Source organism: Escherichia sp. 20412-1, from assembly GCF_003027595.1.
GTDB lineage: Bacteria > Pseudomonadota > Gammaproteobacteria > Enterobacterales > Enterobacteriaceae > Escherichia > Escherichia marmotae.
On sequence record NZ_PYQM01000098.1, the window covers coordinates 1 to 2383 of the forward strand.

Consider the following 2383-nt stretch of genomic DNA (forward strand, 5'->3'; position numbering starts at 1 on the left):
CGACAGCAGGGCACCAGAAGTATTCCGGCATTCTGCGGGATATACGGCAGCAGTTTTTTGGCAATATGCAGCCCCTGACTGACACAACCATACTGTCCCTTATTCAGGTCAGCTTTCGGGTGATTAACACCGCTCATATCCTGTACATCATGCAGGCAGTGGTCAGCCTGAATCACATCATTGTATGCACAGGCGGCTCCACCCGGCGTCACCGTACTGCGGCGCGCCAGCTGCTTAATGCGCGGGTCCGGGCGGTCATAAGAATCCGGTAACGGAAGTCCTTCACCGTAGGCCATGCCGTTGGACTGTCCGGCCAGCACAACCACATAGTAATACTCCGGCTCACTGGCAACAGTAACGCTGATATCACCACCCGGAACCACCACCGGTGTGGTGACGTCCCCTTCAGCCGCAATGGCCTGCATCAGTGTATAGGGTGTGATGGCTACCGGACTGCCGAATGGCTGCCAGCCTTCCTTCAGTTTTTGTGTCAGTCGTTCTGCAAGGTCTGACGGCGATGCCGCCCTGACCACATCGTAATATTTAAATGTCATGCCTCCCCCTTGTTGTAACAACAATTCTTATGTACATGCTTTTCCGGCCATCCCGTAAATCAAAATGCAAAAAATAAAATACTTACAATGTAAAATATTGTTTCATTGTAACCACTGGTTTCATAAAAACTCATAATCGGAAGCCTGATTATCAGCCTTCCGATTCACAGACATCAAAAGAGCGAAACAATTAGTACCAAAATGATACAAAAAAAATAAAACCCACCTTAAAAAACTAAATAAACCGATCTTTTTCAATGAGTTACAACAAGCTCCAGACTATGTTTTGTCTGTAAAAACATCAAAGTCGATGTGCACAAGAAGGTTGAAAAAGATGGAATGGATAGTTATTGACACAGTGATATGCTCATCAAGCGGAATAACGTTTTCAACTGTGTGGTGTAAAATAAAACTGATACTCTGGTATCAGTCAGATGTATTCCTGCCACCGGGGAGTGTTTTCACACCTGTTAATTCTGGTTCTGGTGTGATTCTGGACAATAAACTGCTTCCCATAACCATTTATAACGTTACCCCGTTTAACAGAAACTTCTGGTTCATCATCAAAAATAACAAAGAGTGCCCCGGAAAATCCGTAAAAAGAAAATGCCCTAACAACAACTGTGTGCTGGTAATATGTCCATACGGGCATAAGTGACGACATATGGATGCATTTCAGATGATATTCACCTTGAGGTGCATCCGCATAAAAGAAAGCCCCTCCGGAGAGGGGCTGGTATTATCATCCACAAAACAATTATCTGCATGGTGCCGGGTGCCTCCCGGTGAGTCCGGCATCAGCATCCGAACCCGCAATATTGCCCAAATAAAGCTAAAGGATGATTGTGACCTGCTGATTTGCCCCTCCGCACAGGGGGATTCACCATGCGGTGTGATTTTTAACAAACTCCCCACCCGCCAGACAATCATCAACTTGCTGAACTGTGAGGTATTTAAAAATTTCGCAGCCTCTTGCCACCCGCTTTCACGAAGGTCATGCGTAGAATGCCGCAGCGTAACTATCACTGATGAATTCAGGATAGCCAGTGGCTACGGCTCAGTTATGGTGCTGGTTAACGGACTTGAACCGCTACCCATTCGCTTACAAGGCGACTGCTCTACCATTGGAGCTAAACCAGCATATTTGGCGGGACAGCGTGGACTCGAACCACGATAAGAAGGTTAACAGCCTTCCGTAATGACCTTTATACGACTGACCCAAATAAAAAAAGCCACCGTTGCAACTTAAGAGTCACTAACGGCAGCTTACATCTTTAAACGGTATGATATTTCATTCTGGCGGCCTCAAAAGCCGCAGCGGCAAGTTCGGCAGTATCATGGTATCCAAGGTTAATACACTTTCCAGACGCATTAATTCTTACTCTCCATTTCCCGTACTTAGCATCCCAAGACACGCCACGGTATCCAGATTTATTATTCTTCTGAATTTTCCTGTTTTGCATATTTTCGGAATGAGTGACAAGACGAAGATTTGATATCCGGTTATCTGTTCTTACCCTGTTGATGTGATCAATAAAACCATCTGGCATGGTGCCATAAACAATCAACCATGCCAGTCTGTGAGCAGGGTATGCTTTACCATTAATCATAATCATTAAATACCCATCAGAATTTATTGATGAGCATTTCTTGAAAGCAAAACGAGAGTTCCATGTCAAAGTGGTCCTCTCTCTTCCCTGCCTCTGTAGTGGCACACTAAATTTGGCCACCTGAACAGAGGTGATATGCTCACCTCAGAACAACACAGGTGCTCCAATGAAAAAAAGAAATTTCAGCGCAGAGTTTAAACGCGAATCCGCTCAACTGGT

The 2383-nt window shown here is 45.3% G+C and carries 3 protein-coding genes and 2 tRNA genes; 1 reads left to right on the plus strand and 4 read right to left on the minus strand.

What is annotated here, in order from left to right; all coding sequences use genetic code 11:
* A partial coding sequence (locus tag C7B16_RS24030) for a DUF1737 domain-containing protein (protein WP_143192632.1) occupies window positions 1-554 on the minus strand: 554 nt, incomplete at its 3' end.
* 334 nt (window positions 555-888) lie between these two features.
* Here C7B16_RS24030 and iraM point away from each other — a divergent pair.
* Window positions 889-1212, plus strand: a complete 324-nt coding sequence (iraM, locus tag C7B16_RS24035) for an anti-adapter protein IraM (protein ID WP_072017355.1) — start codon at window positions 889-891, stop codon at window positions 1210-1212.
* A gap of 406 nt (window positions 1213-1618) precedes the next feature.
* Here iraM and C7B16_RS24040 read toward each other — a convergent pair.
* The 3 genes from C7B16_RS24040 to C7B16_RS24050 form a co-directional block, all read right to left on the minus strand.
* Window positions 1619-1694: transfer RNA gene (locus C7B16_RS24040), tRNA-Thr, on the minus strand.
* Between the two features lie 5 nt (window positions 1695-1699).
* A tRNA-Asn gene (locus C7B16_RS24045) sits at window positions 1700-1774 on the minus strand.
* Window positions 1775-1828: 54 nt separating this feature from the next.
* Window positions 1829-2170 carry an HNH endonuclease signature motif containing protein gene (locus C7B16_RS24050; RefSeq protein WP_107180277.1) on the minus strand — a complete coding sequence of 114 codons (342 nt, stop codon included), beginning with the start codon at window positions 2168-2170 and terminating at the stop codon, window positions 1829-1831.
* Between the last annotated feature and the right edge of the window lie 213 nt (window positions 2171-2383).